We start from the raw sequence: 17,332 nt of genomic DNA on the forward strand, positions 1-17,332 counted from the left end.
GAGGTCATGAGTGTGGAACGGGGCACATAAAACCCTTGTCACTCCACCTCAAGCCTCGCGTCAACAGCAATCGCCCCCGCTCCCTCTCCCAGGAGAATGAACGGGTTGACCTCAAACGACCTGATCTCAGGGTGCTCGGCGAGAAGCCGTGAGATGGCGATAAGCGCTCGAATAAAAGCCTCTCTGTCATATGGAGGGCTTCCCCTGAATCCCTCGAGAATAGCGGACCCCTTTAGCTCCGAGATCATCTGCCTGGCCGTTTCTTCATCGATCGGCGCTACCCTGACCGCCACATCATTATAGACCTCAACGAATATGCCCCCGTATCCGCAGAGAATGGTCGGCCCGAACTCCGCATCGTGACGGCCGCCGATAATCATCTCGCATCCTGGCGGCGCCATCCGCTGAAGAAGGAAGGGCCCCGTTTCGATCTTGCGAAACGCCTTCGCGAGCATCTCTTCGTTCTCAATGTTGAGTACCACCGCGCCATGTTCGGTTTTATGGAGCACATTGGGCGAAGCGGTCTTCAGCGCTACCGGGAAGCCTATTTTACGGGCAGCATTGAGACCTTGCACCACGTCGGCTACGATAGTGAAGTCTGCCACGGCAAGACCGTATTGCCTGAGAAGATGAAAAATCCCGTCCACGGGCATAATACCGGGCGCAAGCGAGGAGGCAGCGGTCCGAGTGTCTGAAAACTTCCGGCCCGTGAGATTTCTCGCAGAAATACCCTCACGGCGACTGAAATGCTCATAAGACTGACGGAGCCCTTCAAGCGCTTCGTCCACGTGGGCAAAAACGGGGAAGTTGGCCGTCTCCGCGGTCGAAATTAGATCCGGCAAATCTTCTCGATGAGGCACCAGACAAAATACCACGGGCTTGCCGTATCGTTTCGAGAGCTCTGCTGAAAGGGAAACGAAGTGTTTGGTAGAGTCGAGCTCGACACGGAGCGCATAAGAATGCACTATGAGGACGCCGTCCACACCCTTTTCCCCAAGGGCCTCTTCGGTAATTTCCAAAAATACATTAATATCGAATATATCCCCCAGATCAACAGGGTTCGTCCTCCGTATGATCCCGGCCCTGGTCTTCTCTGAGAGCATCTCAAAAAAATGATCAGAAAAAGATGCCACGTGAAAACCATGCCGGTGGGCGCTGTCCGCAGCGAGCACGCCGTGCCCTCCGGAACGCGAGATGATGGCGAGGTTTTGCCCCCGTGGGTGCGGCAGAGCAAAGGCTTTGAAACATTCTATCATCTCCTTGATACTTTCAACGCGATGAACCCCAGCCTGTCTCGCCGCATCGTCCACAACCCGGTCATCGCCTGCAAGGGCTGAAGTATGGAACCTGGCTATTTCTCTGCTCGCCGGACTTCTGTTGGATTTGAGAAGAACGATGGGCTTACTCGTGCCCGCCGCCAGATCCATGAGCCTCCTCCCGTCGCAGATATTTTCTAAGTACATCCCGATCATTTCTGTGCCCGGATCGGAAATGAAGTATTCCAGAATATCATTCTCATCGAGGACGAGCTTATTGCCGACGCTGACCAGCTTGTTCACGCCAAGGCCGGCCATGTTACAAAGAACCATGGTATCATGGACAAGGCCGCCGCTCTGCGTGATGATTGATATAATTCCTTTCTTGGTCTCGTGAGGGTAGAGAGGAAAAAAGGGCAGGATCAGACCATTCTCGATATTTACAATGCCCACGCAATTCGGCCCAACGATCTTCATGCTCCATTTTCTTGCTGTCTCAAGAATCTGCGTTTCCAGGTTTTTCCGGTCCTCTCCGTATTCCGAGAACCCGCCTGTTTCGATGATGGCCCTACGCACGCCTTTTTGTGCGCATGTTTCAAGGGCCTCCGGCAATCGCCCCGCCGGAACCATAAGAACTGCCAGGTCGGGTGTGCAGGGTAAATCCCGCATATTCGTATAAATATCTCTGCCCTTCAGCGAGCCGCCTTTTGAGCCCACGAGATATACGTCTCCTTTAAATCCAAAGCGATGAAGGTTATCCATGATACCGCGAGCATTATTGGACGGGGAATTAGAGACGCCGATAATAGCCACGCTTTGAGGAAAAAACATCGTTCTCATAGACACTCCAGTATGATATATTTGCCTGCCATATTCACTGTAACCTGTCTTTATGCGCTCTTTCCCGCCCTCAAAGTCTTCAAGGCAAGCACGAGCCAGAGAAGCGCGTTTATCAAGAGCACCCCGGGAAGGATGAGGGTTGCCTTTTTGAGATCACCGTTCATGGAATCCGCGAGGCGCCCGATAATCTCCGGCGACCACATGTCGCCAAACAGATGGATCATAAAAATGGAAAGTGCCATAGAGCTTGATCGAAGGTTCACCGGCACAGTTTCTAGAATCAGTGTATTGACCGGTCCCGTACAGAGGAACAGGAAAAAGATGGAGATTGCGAGTAGCCCCATGGCGAGTGGTCTGTTGGACGAGGTGAGCGCGAAAAAAGATACGGGCGCTGCAAAGAATACCGAACCGGCAAGCATTAATGCGTACCCCGCGTGATTGCGCCTCTGCCATAAGGTCGCCGCGAAACCCCCGAGCAGTGTGCCCGCCAGCCCTGCTACCACGATCACCACTCCAAAGAAATTATCGGCCTTTAACGTGGAAAGCCCGTGGACCTGCTCCAGGAATGTAGGACCCCAGAAGGCGAAGGCCCCCAGCGCGAACGTGTATGCAACATAACCCCAGATAATGAGATTGAAATCCGCGTTGCCAAAAAGACCCAGGATATCCTTGAGACCAGGTTTTACGCGCGCCTCAACTCTGTTTTCATCTGATTCACCCCGTTCAGGTTCACGAAAAGGAAAGAGGATTAGCGCGAGCAAAAGCCCGGGCGCACCCGCCCAGAAGAAGGCGCTCCGCCAACCCCAATGTGCCTCGATCACGCCGCCAAGGATATAGCCGATAGCGGACCCCACAGGAATCGCTACATAAAAGATGGTAAGGGCGTTGTTCCTCTTCGCGGGACGCCAAGTGTCGGAGATGAGCCCCGGACTGATCGTGGCGTAGCTCGCCTCACCCACTCCCACAAGTACCCGAAAGCAGAGCAGCATGGTGAAACCCTGAGCAAAGCCCGTCAGAACGGTGCCAATGCTCCAGACAAAAATGCCGAGGATAATAAGACCCTTGCGGGAAATACGGTCTCCCAGATAACCGAAAAAAGGGGACGTAACAAAATAACCGATCATAAAGGCCGTAAAGAGCCGCCCGGAATCCCCGTAGCTGACGCCGAAATCGGCAGCCAGAGGCGTTCGGACTGCGTTCAGAACATACCGGTCCAGATAGTGAAAGAGATTGAGCCCGGTGAGGATGGACAGGAGGGGTGCCGCTCCGATCTTTCTATTCATAAAGGCTAAGAGATTCCTTTCTTTATCCGCCCGCCTGTATCGATGGGCATTCACATGGTGAAATAAACTACGTTCAATACATTATCAGGAATTGGAAACGTATTTGTCAAGCGACATAAAGCGCGGTAGTCGGGCCACCTCCGTGATGGGCTGAGGCTCAATCCGCTCATGTCGTTTTGTCGCTTTGCCTGCTAATCCAGCAGGCCTTGACCCTCGAGATTGCTCTGTGTGGGTAGGTATATACGCCATGTCGAGCTCACGGCGCACGAGAAAGAGAAACTCTTCGTAAGCACTAAGACGGCAATAAGGGGTAACTCGAACCGGGCAAGATCGACGAGTTATCGGGAACGCAATGTTGAGGACAGTCGCTCAACCGTATAGCTTGCGAAGGCACCAGGCCATCCTTTTCCCGAGCAGCGCTACTCCTTGAATGCCCTCTTCATCTTTTTCCACGTCTCCGATGTTTCTACCCACGCCAATACCGCGCCCAATTATGATCATCTGCCCGGCAAGAAAGAAATGGTTCATGGAGTCCATGGTGTGTATGGCGCCTGAGCGACGGACGGCGACCACAGCAGCGCCTACCTTGTTCTTGTACATTCCATCGTTAGCCATGGAGACGAAAGCGGTTCTGTCGATCAAGGCCTTCATCTCGGTTGTTACATCGGCAAAATAGACCGGCGAGCCGAGGATAATCCCTTCTGCCCTGGTCATCTTCTCGATGCATTCATTGGCGTCGTCATTTTTCACGGCGCAGCGCCCGTCCTTGTTTTCAAAACACTTATAGCAGGCAATGCAGCCGTGGATCGTTTTTTGCGATAGCTGCACCAGTTCCGTTTCCACCCCTACTTCTTCGAGTTGCCGGAAGATGTGGTTGATGAGGATGGTAGTGTTGCCATCCTTTCTCGGACTACCATTAAAGGCAACGACCTTCATACAATTTTCTCCTTTCCGATTATGGTAACCTTGTGACCTCGCGAGAAAGATGAGCCATTCCCGCAGGCTCTTACAGTTTGATATATGTCTTCGGGGCCAGGTTCGTTTCTCTCGTCCACACCGTGGCTTGAGCGTTTGCAATCCGGAAGACCTTGATCGCGGCCTGCCCGTGGGCATCGGCCACGGACTTCAGGAAAGGCCGTGCCGTGAGAACCTCTTCGGCCACACCCGGTCCTTCGAGGAATTCCGCCTTGCCGCTCACCCGCACCTGAATGCCGCTCTTAAAGTCATTGAAACAGAGCTCAACGTTGGGGTTTGCCACAAGCTGTTTGTACATGTCCTTCACTGTCGCAAGCTGGATGAGAATGCCTCTTTCGTCTGCTTTAAACATCTGCATCCCCCGTACACGCGGCGCGTTGCCCTCGACGGTCGCGAGAAAACAAACCGGATTTGATCTCACAAAGCTGATCACTTCTTCTTTAGTCATGTCTCTCTCCTTTTTGCTACTTTCTTTGTTGGCCCTATACTTATGCCGCACTCTACGAACGGCATGAAGAGCCTAATAAAAGCTCCCCACCCTGTCAAGGCCTTTCTCGTATCCAATCGGTACACCCCAATCCTGCCGCGAGGATAGCGACAATCTGAACACGCTTAAGACATCCCCCAGGCACATGAAAACCTACCCTTCCACCAGATCGGCCTCGGAATCGATCGAAAGGTAGACATGCCTGCCCACCATAAAACCGCCGTTCTCGATCTCCATGTTAGTCATCATGCCAAAATCCTCGCGGTTAATCCTGGTTACCGCTTTAAAGCCGAACGTAGTGTATAATCGGTCATCATCCTGGAATCGGGAAGGACCGGCTAAGCTCGTATCCAGAGTGACAAGGCGTGTCACACCGTGCAGGGTCAATTCTCCGTGGATCAGGCACCGATCGAGCGCAGATGCCTCCACGCTCGTGCTTTTGAATCTGATCACAGGGTAAGTTTGAACATCGAGATAGTTAGAGCTACGCAGATCCGCGTCTCGTTTCTCGACCCCTGTGTATATACCCGCCGCGTCAATCTCAGCCGTAACGGATAATGCGCTCATGTTCCGCGGATCGAAGTCGAGAGTGCCTTGTACTTTGCCCAACTGGCCTCGAACCCAGGTGACCATCATATGACGGACCCTGAATTGGGCGGCGGTATGATCGGGATCCAGAACGTATTTTGCCATAACTCCTCCTCCATATGAGAGTTGCAAAAAATACTTACCTCATCGCGAGATAATCTACATATTAATGCACTTTCGTCTTCTGTCAACGGTCGCCATTTACTTTACACGGTTACGGACCTGGACTTATATTAACTGTATGAGTCTGGCGCAAACCTCTACAAAGGAGCGTTGATGAAGGATTACGACGTCATAGTGGTGGGCTCGGGCTCAGGGCTTAATCTCGCCTACAGGGCGGTCTCCAAAAACCTGAAGGTGGCCCTTGTCGCAAGCCAGTACCTGGGTGGAACCTGCATGAATGTGGGCTGCGTGCCCTCCAAGACACTTTTGTATGCGGCCGACCTGGCCACACAGATCAGGGACGCCAGAAGACTCGGCGTGGATTCCCATGTCATGTCCATCGACTTTCCGGCCATCATGGAAAGAATGCGGCAGACGAGGAATAGGGGCGTCGCCTTCATCCGGGACGACCTCAAGGGCACTGAGAACCTTGATTTTTACGAATCCGAAGGGCGATTTGTGGACAATTACACCATAGAGACAGAAGAAGAGCGCATACGGGGCAGCAAAGTATTCATCGCTTCGGGCGCCCGGCCCGCTATTCCACCCATCAAAGGGCTGTCGGACGTACCCTATCTTACCAATGAATCGGTGCTTGACCTCAAGAAACCCCCTCAGAGCATCGTGATTGTCGGCGGCAGTTACATCGGCCTCGAATATGCCCACTTCTTCGCAGCCGTGGGCTCGGCGGTCTCTGTCGTGGAGTATAGTGACAGGTTTCTCACTTTTGAAGAACCGGAAATATCGGCGCTTATCGAAAAATCCATGAAGATGAGGATGAAGATCTATCCCGGTCATGAAGCGCTCTCTGTCTCGAAAAGCGGAAACGGCGTTCTCCTTGCCGCCAGGAACCGGAAAACCGGCGAGGAGAAGGCAGTGGAGGCTGAAACCCTTCTTGTGGCAGCAGGCAGAACCTCGAACGCCACACGCCTCAACGTTGAAAGAACAGGGGTTGCTCTGACGCCCGCCGGATTCATCCGGGTCAATGATTATCTCGAGACGAGCAAGAACGACATCTGGGCTTTGGGGGATGCCACGGGGAGAGCGATGTTCACCCATGCGGCAGACCATGAGGTCGGCGTTCTGTGGCATAATGTGCTGAAAGGCGATACGAATAAAGAAGACAGAATAGAAATGAATTTTGACGCCGTTCCCCATGCTGTTTTCACTATGCCACAGATAGCTTCCGTGGGACTTACCGAGGAGGCTGCCGGAAAGAACCATGATATTCTCGTGGGAGTCGCCCGGTATGCCGATATTGCGCAGGGTGATGTGAGACTTGAGGAGGAAGGATTCGCCAAGGCCATAGTGGAAAAAGGAACGGAACGGATACTCGGCTTTCACATTATCGGCCCTGAAGCATCGAACCTGATTCAGGAGGTCGTGAATGTAGTGGCCCGCAGGGACAGCTATCGGATCATCACCGAGTCCATGCACATATTTCCGGCGCTCTCTGAGCTCATCCCCGAGACCTTAAACCGGCTCGAAGAAAAGGCGCGGTCGTGACTGGACAAGATCCCGATTCTCACTACTCAAGGCATCGCGCCGTTTTCACCCCTTCGTAATTTCAACAGTGGCAGACAGGCGGCAGCAAAATTGCCTCTGAAAGGAGAATGCTCGACATGAATCAGGAAATACGACAGATTGCTCTCGGCTTTGTCAATACGTATCTCGTAAAGGTGGAGGGTGGCCATCTGCTCATCGACACCGGTCTTGGAGAACAGTGGTCGCGGCTTGAGACCGAGTTGCGCGGGGCAGGCTGTTTACCCGAGCAGTTGAAGCTCGTCGTGCTCACCCACGGGGACGTGGATCACGCGGGAAATTGCGATACGCTTCAACAGAAGTACGGCGTGAAGGTCGCCATGCATGCAGGCGATGCAGAGATGGTAAGAACGGGCCGGTTTGGGAGACGTCGGGCCAAGGGCATCACCTTCAAAGTTCTTCACTGGTTTGGCGGACGCGCACGCCGGAACTTTCGAATCTTCGAGCCCGATATTTTGTTGGAACACGGGCAGACGTTAAATCAATACGGGTTGTCGGCGCGGATCATACACGCCCCGGGGCACACCAAAGGATCGATTGCAATATTGACCGAGGACGGGCAACTTTTCGCCGGTGATACGGTTTCCAATCGCGACAAACCGGATAGCGCGCCCTTTATTGAGAATGCGGAGCAACTCCGCGACAGTCTGACGCTTCTCAAAGGGCTTGGTGCACGTACTGTCTATCCCGGGCACGGAAAACCCTTTTCCGCTCAGGCAATGGCCTCGATCACTGTGTAATACTCGACGTGCGATCAATCGGGTGACACTCGCCTGAGCAATGTCCGGTATTGGGACGGTCAAGGGCAGAAGACCCGCGAACGCTTCATCCCAATCGATCCGCCTTAGCTGTCCGGCTGATCAACCGCAAAGGGGTCGTACAGAGATTCAAGAAGGTTTTGAATTCCAAAGGACTTTGGCGCTACCGCTATTAACTGAAAAGGCTCCAGGTATCAGAGCATTTGTCCCGTGGGGGCCATATTGTCGGGAGGTGGCGAGCCCGTCTGCGCCAGGACCTGTTTTCTCTCGCATGTCTTTGATTTGTCCACATTTTCGCAGTACATGCGCACCCATGTTGCGGCGCGCACCCCGGCGTCAGCTCTATAATGACGAAAAAAACCACATATTTGTAAGAACTCACACTTGTCCCGCACCGAAGATTCCTCCCTCGTCTATCGACGAGCTTGCTATTTAGGCCGTTGGCTTAATCCGTGCTTCTCTTCAAGTATATCGGCCACATTCCGCGGCGCTTAAGTCTCCCGATACAAACTCTCCGGATAGCAAAATTGTGTCCGGACAGAACTGTTGCATGAACCGTTCCGGTCTCTCTGCTGCATTCGATCTATCCGGCAATTCGTGCCTTCGGGGAAGAAATCTTTCGGTTAAATCTTCATCTCGAGATTGATCATGTCACCCCGTTTGAAGCCCATCTTGTCGAAAAACTGGAGGAGATCCCAATCTTTCCAGTTGACCACCACATAGATCGTGTCGATACCCACCTTCCTGAACATAGAAGTCATCTCTTTGAAGAGCAGTCGGGCGATACCCTTATTCTGGTGTTCCTTGCGCACGCCGATCGTGTCGATCCAGGCGAAGTTCTCGGGGATGCCGTATTCCCAGCCGCTCGCCTTGCCGAGAATAAAGCCGATCACCTTCCCGTCGATTTCAGCTGCGAGCGACGGCACCCCGGACGTCTCGGCAATTTCCAGTCTGGTTGCCCAATAGGCTTTCCTTCTGGTACCGAGAAGAGATTCGTCGATCTCCGTCACTGCATCGAGGTCCTTCATACTGAGGACTCTGAGTTTCACAGGCCCAGAGAAATCCATAGCGTATACCTCCCGATGTTATGTTATGTTCTTCTCATTTACAGCAAGTATAGCAGGCAAAAGCTGCTTGTCAAGAAAGGTGGTCTTTTGCAAGAAGGGATAGCGGCGAAAAGCTCTGCGCAAGGGCGGATAAGGCACTCACCATTTAGCACCCAGCGCTAAGCATCCGGTTTATGAGCCGGCTTGTGCGAAGCCTTAGCGCCTTTCTTCTGAATACCGCAAAAGCCGTCAATGAGAACGTCAAAGACCATTTGTGAAAGCTGCTCGGGGCTCACGGGACTCTTGGGGTTATACCAGGAATAGATCGAATTACACATGCCGAGCAGGATAAAGCTCATGGCCGTCACCTGATTTCTCTTGACCGAGGTGCCAAAATATTCGGAGAGTACTTTGGCGGTAATCCGAAAGTACTCGCTTTCTTTAGCTATGACCTTATTTAACGATTTCGGCTGAAGGTTTTGCGCTTCATGGAAAAGCGTTTTCGCCTCAGCCATATATTTGGGATATAGCGCCACGTGCCGGAAGATCAGTCTTCTTACCTTTTCCAGTCCGTTGTCGATTTCACCAAGCTCCTCCCACAAATCTTTGAGCACAATATCCATGAAATTGTCCAGGATATAGTAGAGAAGCTCAGTCTTACTGGCAAAATAGTGGTATATACCGCCCTTGCTCAGCCTCGCAGCGGCGGCGATATCCTCCATGCTTGTTTCGGCAAAACCCCTCTTACTGAAGAGCCTGGCTCCGATCTTCGCAATACTGTTCATTCGCTTCACAAGACGCGCGCTATTATCTCTCATAGATTCCTTGGCATCATCAGTCCTTTTTGCCTATTTCACCGCCCACCTTGCATCCTTCTACAGGGAGACGGGCGATCTACTTTCCCGCCCCCCGTAGGGATGTTCTTTTCATGCTTCAAGGGGAATTTCCATTAAACGACCTTCTGCCTTCCTCAAATGCCCGAACGTTCAGCTCAAGAATCTTTTTCGGAAGAAGATCAGTCAATGCGTTCGACCACATCTTATCTTTTATTTCCGGGAAGAAATTAGCAAATGCCCCCACGAGAACCACATTGGCGGCCTGCGCATTTCCGAGCCCGAGTGCAATCTTCTGGCCTTCAACGAGGTGCACATTTTTCTTGAAGTGTTTCTTAAAGACCGCCGCAATGTTTTCAGGGTAGGCGGCCAGGCCAAGATTAACCCCGGGCGGCAATATCTTCTGATCGTTGATCACTATCTTCGCGCCGTCCTTGCAGTAGTTGATATACCTAAGCGCCTCCAAAAGCTCAAAGGCAAGAAGATAATCCACATCCCCATACTTGATCAGGGGCGAATATACTTTCTTGCCGAATCTGAAGTGCGTGGTAACATCTCCGCCTCTCTGGGCCATCCCGTGGACCTCGCTCTTCTTCACATCGTAGCCCGCATCCACAAAGACGTGCGCAAGGATGTTACTGGCAAGGATAGCGCCCTGCCCGCCGACACCGGAGAGCAATATATTGGTTACTCTGTTATTCTCCATCATCCACCTCCTCACGCCTGTCCCGGAAGGATAGCTTCAAATTTACATATCTGCGCGCAGAGACCGCAACCGGGGCATTGAAGCCTGTTGATTGAGACGGTCCCTTTCCTCTTCTTGCCATCTTTCGTGGCACCTTCTTTTTCCACCCAGCTGATGGCCGGGCATCCGATTTCCAGGCAGGCCTTGCATCCCCTGCAAACGTCCGTATCAATCGTGTAATAGGGAAATTGGAACTTTCTCTTTTCTCTTCTGTGAAGCATGCAGGGCCCGTTTTCGGTGATGATAACGGAGGCCTCATCCCGGTTCAGCTCCTCCTTTATCGTTTCCATTGTCTGAGCCACGTTGTAGGGATCTACCTTGCGCACGTTTTTCACGCCCAGCGCTTTGACAAGTTCTTCATAGTTGACCATGTTGGCGGGCTCACCTCTCAACGTGTAACCCGTACCTGCGTGTTCCTGGAGGCCGGTCATACCGGTAATCCGGTTGTCGAGAATAATGGTCGTCGAATATCCCTTGTTGTAAACCGTGTCCATGACCGGGCCGATTCCGCCATGAAGGAACGTAGAGTCGCCTATCACGGCGCACATCTTTCCCAGGCCTTCCTGACCAAAGGCCTTACCAGCCCCGTATGCCTGCCCTACGCCCCCGCCCATACAGATGCAGCTATGAAGGGCCTGCAGAGGGGGACCCGCTGCGAGCGTGTAGCACCCTATGTCGCCAAAGACGAAGGTGCCGAGCTTTTTCAGAGAATAGAAGAGCGCCCTGTGGGAGCAGCCCGGACACAGGTTCGGAGGTCTTTTCGGGAGATCATCCAGTTTCTCCCTTATCTTTGGTCCCTTATAGGCCTTCCCCTTGAGAGAGCTTTCGACGATCTCAGGGGAAAGCTCGTACATGTTGGGGATAAGGTCTTTGCCATGAAAAACTTTGTAGCCAAGGGCCTTGATCTCCGTTTCCAGGAAAGGATCGAGTTCCTCGACTACAATGACCTTTTGCACCTTCTTGAAAAATTTGGCCAGCAATTTCTTAGGCAGCGGCCACACCATGCCGAGCTTGAGGTAAGAATATTTCGGGAAAACCTCTCTCGTATACATGTAGGCGGCGCCTGCCGAGATAACCCCCACGCGCGGATCGTTAATCTCCATCACATTATAAGGAAACTCATCAGCATAAGCCTCAAGGTTCCTCATCCGCTCCTCAATAATCTTGCGACGCACGCGCACGTTAGCGGGAACCATCACATATTTCGTTGCCTGCTTCGGATCGAGGCCAAGGGGTACGGGCGCCGCCTGCCGCTCGCCTAACTCAACCAGGGAGTCTGAATGGGAGACCCTGGTCTCGCCCTTTAACAAGACAGGTGTGTCAAACCTCTCGCTTATTTCAAAGGCAATCTTGGTGAAGTCTTTACATTCCTGCGCGTCGCCCGGCTCCAGCATGGGTACCTTCGCAAACCGCGCCCAGTTGCGGCTATCCTGCTCATTCTGGGAACTGTGGACATTCGGGTCATCAGCAACAACTATGACAAACCCTCCCTTGATGCCCGTATAAGCAAGCGTCATGAAAGGGTCGGATGCGACGTTTAGTCCCACGTGTTTCATGCAGGCAATGGATCGTGCGCCCGCGAATGCAGCACCGGACGCTACCTCCACGGCTACCTTTTCATTTGGAGACCATTGGGAGGTGATCTCCTTGTACTGTGCAATCTCCGCGAGTATCTCGCTGCTCGGGGTTCCCGGATAGGCGCATGCCACGGTAACGCCGGCCTCCCACGCTCCTCGCGCAATCGCTTCATTTCCTTGCAGTATTTTTTTCATGTATTCCTCCTGGCCGGCAATCCCTGTCGGCCTTGAAGCATGGGATGCGTCCCTTCAGGACGCATCCCCACGGTTGTCACTTCTGGTTCGCTTTAAGGAAATCAAGGCAGAATTTCAGGGCCTCATCCCCGGGCAGTCCCTTGGCCTTCGCATTCTTCAAATAATCGTCGAGAAGAGGTTTTACCCTTTCTGCCCACCGTGCATCTTCCTCTTTGGAGAGAGCGATAAGCTTGACCCCTTTCTGTTTGGCAAAATCATAACCCTCTTTATCGACCTCATCCCATACGGCACCCTGCTTCCCCATCCATTCCGCACTTACCTCGTCGAAGATCTTCTGAATGTCCGGAGGCAGGGAGTTCCATTTCGCCTTGTTCATGACGACAAACATACTGGAGGTGTAGGCAGCGCCAAAATCCTGGGTGGTGTACGCTACGACTTCACCCCACTTCCAACCTTGCATGGCCTCCATGGGGGAGAGCGCCCCATCCACTACACCGGTTCGGAGCGCATCGTAGGTTTCCCCCATCGTGGTACCCACAGGAGCTCCTCCCAGTGCCGTGACGATCTTTGCCGCGAGCCCTGTGGCCCTGATCTTCTTGCCTTTCAAATCGTCAAGCTTTGCAATGGGCATTTTTGAGTGGAGGATGCCGGGACCATGCGCATGGAGAAAAAGTACCTTTGTCTCGTCGAGTTCTTTTGGTTTGAACTTAGCATAGAAAGCATTTACGAGGTGCGTGGCCTGGGTGCCTGATTTATATCCCAACGGGAGATCGATAACCTCCATCAGGGGAAATTTTCCCATGGTGTATGCGAAGACACTCTCGCCGATATCGGCAATGCCCTTCACGACATTGTCGTAAGTCTGGGCAGCCGGCGTTAAAACGCCGTTGGGAAAATAGGTGATTTTCACCCTACCGTTGGTTCTCTTCTCTATCTCCTTGCACCACTGTTCGGCAAGTACGCTGTTCTTGTGTGGAGCGGGGAAGAAGTTCGAGTAGTTCAACGTGATCACCTTCTGCTGGGCTGAAGAAACTACGGGAAGCATGACGAGACAGATTGCGAGAACAAAGGCCGTCACCATGAAACTTACAATAGATCTTCTTTTCATAAAACCCTCCTTGATCTTTTATACATTACATGAAGTAATGTAACCCTGCTCTACTGCTACAACCTTTTCTCTTCACCATACGGGTCTCACCTCTCCCGCCTTATGCGTGCGGGCCCATAGGCATCAGAAGCCCGGGAAGCCAGGTCGCCAATCCAGGAAATATAAAGAGGAGGATTGCTGCGACCACAAGACTGATGAGAAAAGGATACACACCGCTATAGATCACGCCAAATGGGACTTTAGTAATCTGTTTTACCACAAAGACGTTGATCGCAACGGGAGGAATCACAACGCCTACCATAACGGTAATACCGATCATCATGCCGAACCAGAGCGGATTATACCCGAGCTTCTCAATGGCCGGATAAAAGATCGGCGTCGCGAGAATCATAAAGGCGAGGTCGTCGATGAAGGACCCTCCGATTTCATAGATGAACGCGATAAAAATCATTATGACCCAGGGAGCAAAGGGAAGTCCCACGATCCAATCAGCAGCGATCATAGGTATTTTGGTTACGGCGATAAAATGGCCGAGTACCGTCGAGCCCGCAATGAGCATCATAACCATACAGGCCGTTCTCAGCGATTCTATAACCGCTTTCCAGAATGCTTTGAGATTTAGATCTCTTTTCGCGAAGGTGAGAACTAAAACGAGAAAGGTCCCCACACTGCCCGCTTCCGTGGGGGTGAAGAAGCCGCCCAGAATACCGCCGATAACGAGCAGGAATATGAATATCACCCATATGACTTCGGGCAAGGATTTGAATCTCTCCGCCCACGTGTACTGTGAGCCTTTCGGTGCAACTTCCGGATACATCTTGCACCAGGCGTAGATTATAAGGATAAAGAAGAAGGCCACGAGCAGACCGGGCACAATACCCGCGAGAAAGAGCCTGCCGATTGACTGGTCCGTGATGACACCGAAGATGATCAGGGTAACGCTTGGCGGCAGAAGTATGCCAAGCGTACCTACGGACGCAACGATCCCTGTGGAGAGTTTTTTTGCATAACCGTATCGGTCCATCTCGGGGATCGCCACGCTCGCAAAAGTGGCCGCTGTGGCCGGAGACGATCCGCAGATGGACTTGAAGGCTGTGGCCCCTGCCACCGTGGCCATTGCAAGTCCGCCGGGAACGTGCCCCATGAATTTATTCGTTGCATCGAAGAGTCGCTTGGCAATCCCAGAATTAAAGGCAACTTGACCCATGAGAACGAAGAGGGGGATAACGGTGAAGCTGTAGGTGTCAAGAACGTCGAAGAAGTCTTTGGCCAAAAGATTCAGTGAGGCCTGCCATGATATGAGATACCCGAACCCCAGGAATCCGATAAGGATCATGGCGAATCCAAGCTCTATGCCAGTTAGGAAGAGAATCAGTACTAATCCCAATGCGATAATGCCTACGGTCACCTCATTCATAGTCGCCTCCGATAATCTTGAGAACATCGCCGATCAACACCAGGAACTCAATGAAACAGCAGACACCCAGGCCGTAGGCGACGGGATAAAACGGAAGCTGCCGGGTGAGGGTAACTTCGCCGGACTTGTAAAGTTCCCCCGCATAGAGGAAAAGATTATACCCGATAAGCACGAAGAGCGCGAGACTGAACACCCTCGTGGTGATGTTGAAAACTGCCCTGCCTGCAGGACTAAACCGCTGGTAAAAGAAATCTACGAAGATATGGCCTCTTAGCCATGAAGTGATAGGGATTGCAAACCCGATCACCACCGCCCCACCGAGGCCGACAATTTCATATGTCCCCACAATGGGATGGCCGAAACGCCTGAGAATAACGTCTGCGACGGTGAGGAGCATGATAAAGACCAGGGCTACGCCCCCGACCACCTGTAACGCCTTGCTCAGTTTCTCGATGATTCCCAGATATCCCCTCGAAATGCCTTCCATAGAACCCCCTTAAAAAGTTTTGGCAACTGATCTTGCGCAATGAAATGGTCACACCGCTGCTCAACCATTTCGGCGCCCCAATCATTCTTCTCTTAACTAATGCATTATCTTCTATCTTCCTTTCTCAGGAGAGAACTAAACTCCCTGCTTTTCTGTTCCACCGCCATCCGCACGTCGCCCCCTCCACCAGCAGAAGCTCGCACCCGCAAGCGGGTACCCGGCCTCCCCTTCTCGCTCCCTTCGGGAGCTACAATCCGGGTCGTTCCACTTACGTATGGTCCTTCCACATACCGTATTTCTCTCGCAACAACTATTCCAGGGACTCACGTCGCCCCCTCCACCAGCAGAAGCTGTCGGAGCCTCCCCTTCTCGCTCCCTTCGGGAGCTACAATCCGGGTCGTTCCACTTACGTATGGTCCTTCCACATACCGTATTTCTCTCGCAACATTCTGTGGAGGATCTTGCCGGCACCGGATCTAGGCATTTCTTCGTCTTTGATGAAGATGACGTTCTTTGGCACCTTGAATCCGGCGATCTTGCCCTTGCAGTGCGCAGAAATCTCCTCCGGCGTGGCTGTCTGTCCTTCATGGAGCACCACAATTGCGGTTACCTGCTCTCCCCACTTCTCATGAGGCACACCGATGACCGCCACGTCTTTGACTTTGGGATAGCTACCCAGGCAATTCTCCACCTCGGAGGGGAAGATGTTCTCACCACCGGAGATGATCATGTTTGCTTTTCTGTCTACAAGGTACACATATCCTTCTTCGTCTTTATATCCCATGTCGCCGGCGCTGAAATAGTCGCCCTTCATGGCAGCGGCTGTCTTCTCGGGGTCCTTCCAATACGCCTCGAACAGCATGGCACTGCTCGAATAGAGTTCCCCGACCACGTTCGGTTGAGTGACAAGATGTCCTTCTTCATCATAGAAACGTATGAGGTCCGTGCCGATCACTTCGCGCCCGCAGGAGCCAAGTTTGGTAAGCTGTTCATGCGGCTTGAGTACGGTGACAATGCCGGCTTCGGTGGAACCGTAGGCCTCATAGAGCTCCGAGTTGGGAAACATCTTGAGCACGCCAAGCTTGGTGTCTCGTCGGGCCGGGGCTGAAGAAATAAGGAGTTTCTTCACCGATGAGAGGTCGTATTTCTTCTTCACGTCATCGGGGAGCGCCAGCATCATGATGTAGTGGGTAGGCACGAGCGACGTGAAGGTGACCTGTAAGTCCTGAAAGGTCTTGAGCAGGTTTTCGGGATTGAAGCTCACCATGTTGTATGGCGCCACACATCCGCCCACCCACGTCACGACATAGGAGTAGAACAGGGAGTTGACGTGACAGCAGGGCATAACGAGAAGGTTACAATCGTCAAAATTAAACTGGTGGTCATAGATCATAATAAAATACTGCGCGAAGAGGTTGGCATGGCTCTTCATCACGCCTTTGGGTTTACCCGTCGTGCCTCCCGTGTACATGATGACCCAGATATCGTCAGGGTCCACGGTTGCCGGGGGCTCTTCGGGGCTCGCCTGAGAAATCGCCTCCTCGTAGGGGATGAAGCCGGGATAGGTCTCATTGCCTATGGCAAAAGAGATATAGTGTTCGACGGTAGGGATGTTCTTGCGCATGCCGTTCACCTGGTTGATCCAGGGAAATTCCTTGCCATCGGCTCCGTCCTTACCGCCCTGCACGATGAAAACCTTGCATTCGCTGTGGTTGATGTTGTACTCCATCTCCACGGCCGAGAGACGGAACATAAGGGGTACGCAGATGAACCCTCCCTTGGCCGCGGCAGTGTATATCTCCATCCATTCGACGCAGTTATAAGCGAGCACTGCGAACCGATCTCCCTTTTTCAATCCAAGTTTTGTGAGCGCATTGGCAAGCCGACAGGAGCGGTCATTCCACTCTTTGAAGGTGTATGATTTGTAGAGGTCCTTGATGCCTACCTTGTTCGGCCATTTGAAGGCGTTGACCCTCGCTATATCTTTCGCTGTCATCCAGTGACCGTTCTTCATGGGACCCTCCTTATAAGGT

General features: G+C 52.6%; 15 protein-coding genes. 2 read left to right on the forward strand and 13 right to left on the reverse strand.

Annotated elements, in window-relative coordinates; genetic code table 11:
* Positions 1 to 38: 38 nt before the first annotated feature.
* The 5 genes from VMT62_17580 to VMT62_17600 all read right to left on the reverse strand — a co-directional run bounded on the left by VMT62_17580 (position 39) and on the right by VMT62_17600 (position 5,534).
* A complete protein-coding gene (locus VMT62_17580; GenBank protein HVN98241.1) occupies positions 39 to 2,096 on the reverse strand; it encodes an acetate--CoA ligase family protein in 2,058 nt (685 codons plus the stop codon).
* A gap of 50 nt (positions 2,097 to 2,146) precedes the next feature.
* Entirely contained in the window at positions 2,147 to 3,379 is a 1,233-nt protein-coding gene (locus VMT62_17585) for an MFS transporter (protein HVN98242.1), read from the reverse strand.
* A gap of 369 nt (positions 3,380 to 3,748) precedes the next feature.
* On the reverse strand, positions 3,749 to 4,315 hold the full coding sequence (locus VMT62_17590) for a flavodoxin family protein (GenBank protein HVN98243.1): 567 nt from the start codon (positions 4,313 to 4,315) through the stop codon (positions 3,749 to 3,751).
* A gap of 70 nt (positions 4,316 to 4,385) precedes the next feature.
* Positions 4,386 to 4,802, reverse strand: coding sequence for a pyridoxamine 5'-phosphate oxidase family protein (locus VMT62_17595; protein HVN98244.1), 417 nt, complete (start codon positions 4,800 to 4,802; stop codon positions 4,386 to 4,388).
* 192 nt (positions 4,803 to 4,994) lie between these two features.
* Positions 4,995 to 5,534, reverse strand: a complete 540-nt coding sequence (locus VMT62_17600; GenBank protein ID HVN98245.1) for a YceI family protein — start codon at positions 5,532 to 5,534, stop codon at positions 4,995 to 4,997.
* 171 nt (positions 5,535 to 5,705) lie between these two features.
* On the opposite strand from VMT62_17600, the gene VMT62_17605 reads away from it, so the two are divergent.
* Positions 5,706 to 7,097 carry a dihydrolipoyl dehydrogenase gene (locus VMT62_17605; GenBank protein ID HVN98246.1) on the forward strand — a complete coding sequence of 464 codons (1,392 nt, stop codon included), beginning with the start codon at positions 5,706 to 5,708 and terminating at the stop codon, positions 7,095 to 7,097.
* A gap of 116 nt (positions 7,098 to 7,213) precedes the next feature.
* Complete coding sequence (locus tag VMT62_17610; GenBank protein ID HVN98247.1) at positions 7,214 to 7,873, forward strand: MBL fold metallo-hydrolase; 660 nt, start codon at positions 7,214 to 7,216, stop codon at positions 7,871 to 7,873.
* 641 nt (positions 7,874 to 8,514) lie between these two features.
* On the opposite strand, the gene VMT62_17615 is transcribed toward VMT62_17610, so the two are convergent.
* The 8 genes from VMT62_17615 to VMT62_17650 all read right to left on the reverse strand — a co-directional run bounded on the left by VMT62_17615 (position 8,515) and on the right by VMT62_17650 (position 17,313).
* Positions 8,515 to 8,958 carry a GNAT family N-acetyltransferase gene (locus VMT62_17615; protein ID HVN98248.1) on the reverse strand — a complete coding sequence of 148 codons (444 nt, stop codon included), beginning with the start codon at positions 8,956 to 8,958 and terminating at the stop codon, positions 8,515 to 8,517.
* A gap of 158 nt (positions 8,959 to 9,116) precedes the next feature.
* A complete protein-coding gene (locus VMT62_17620) occupies positions 9,117 to 9,755 on the reverse strand; it encodes a TetR/AcrR family transcriptional regulator (protein ID HVN98249.1) in 639 nt (212 codons plus the stop codon).
* Positions 9,756 to 9,870: 115 nt separating this feature from the next.
* The gene (locus VMT62_17625; protein HVN98250.1) at positions 9,871 to 10,479 is read right to left on the reverse strand and encodes an indolepyruvate oxidoreductase subunit beta; all 609 of its coding nucleotides are present in this window, start codon (positions 10,477 to 10,479) and stop codon (positions 9,871 to 9,873) included.
* Between the two features lie 8 nt (positions 10,480 to 10,487).
* The gene (iorA, locus tag VMT62_17630) at positions 10,488 to 12,287 is read right to left on the reverse strand and encodes an indolepyruvate ferredoxin oxidoreductase subunit alpha (GenBank protein ID HVN98251.1); all 1,800 of its coding nucleotides are present in this window, start codon (positions 12,285 to 12,287) and stop codon (positions 10,488 to 10,490) included.
* Between the two features lie 76 nt (positions 12,288 to 12,363).
* Positions 12,364 to 13,395, reverse strand: a complete 1,032-nt coding sequence (locus VMT62_17635; protein ID HVN98252.1) for a TRAP transporter substrate-binding protein — start codon at positions 13,393 to 13,395, stop codon at positions 12,364 to 12,366.
* Positions 13,396 to 13,495: 100 nt separating this feature from the next.
* Positions 13,496 to 14,812, reverse strand: coding sequence for a TRAP transporter large permease (locus tag VMT62_17640; GenBank protein ID HVN98253.1), 1,317 nt, complete (start codon positions 14,810 to 14,812; stop codon positions 13,496 to 13,498).
* Complete coding sequence (locus VMT62_17645; GenBank protein ID HVN98254.1) at positions 14,805 to 15,299, reverse strand: TRAP transporter small permease; 495 nt, start codon at positions 15,297 to 15,299, stop codon at positions 14,805 to 14,807. The genes VMT62_17640 and VMT62_17645 overlap by 8 nt, the downstream gene beginning before the upstream one ends.
* A 406-nt stretch (positions 15,300 to 15,705) precedes the next feature.
* Entirely contained in the window at positions 15,706 to 17,313 is a 1,608-nt protein-coding gene (locus tag VMT62_17650; GenBank protein ID HVN98255.1) for an AMP-binding protein, read from the reverse strand.
* Positions 17,314 to 17,332 lie beyond the last annotated feature (19 nt).

The sequence above is a fragment of the Syntrophorhabdaceae bacterium genome, assembly GCA_035541755.1.
Classification (GTDB): Bacteria; Desulfobacterota; Syntrophorhabdia; order Syntrophorhabdales; family Syntrophorhabdaceae; genus PNOF01.